Genomic DNA, 419 nt, shown 5'->3' with positions numbered 1-419 from the left:
GAAGGGCAGGTGTGGGCGCAGTTCCATTCGTATGCCTTCGACTTTTCGGTGTGGGAGATCTGGGGCGCGCTGCTGCATGGCGGGCGGCTGGTGGTGGTGCCGGAATCGGTGACCCGCTCCCCGGACGAGTTGCACGCCTTGCTCGTCGGGGAGCAGGTCAGCGTGCTGAGCCTGACCCCCTCGGCGGCGTGGACGCTGCCGCCGGACGGCCTGGATTCGATGGCGTTGGTGGTCGGCGGTGAGGCCTATCCGGCCGAGGTGGTGGATCGGTGGGCGCCGGGGCGGCTGATGGTCAACGTGTACGGCCCCACGGAGACCACGGTGTTTGCGTCGGTCAGTGCACCGCTGACGGCGGGCTCAGGAATACCGCCGATCGGTTTGCCGGTTCCGGGTGCTGCGTTGTTCGTGTTGGACGGGTG

1 protein-coding gene is annotated in these 419 nt (G+C 68.3%); it reads left to right on the top strand.

What is annotated here, in order from left to right:
• On the top strand, nucleotides 1-419 hold a 419-nt coding region (locus OQ968_RS24825), incomplete at both ends, for an AMP-binding protein (protein WP_324682301.1).

Source organism: Mycobacterium sp. 663a-19, from assembly GCF_035616495.1.
In the GTDB taxonomy this organism is placed as follows: domain Bacteria; phylum Actinomycetota; class Actinomycetes; order Mycobacteriales; family Mycobacteriaceae; genus Mycobacterium.
The sequence above is the reverse complement of the archived record's forward strand: the minus strand, read 5'-3'. Positions and strand labels throughout refer to the sequence as shown.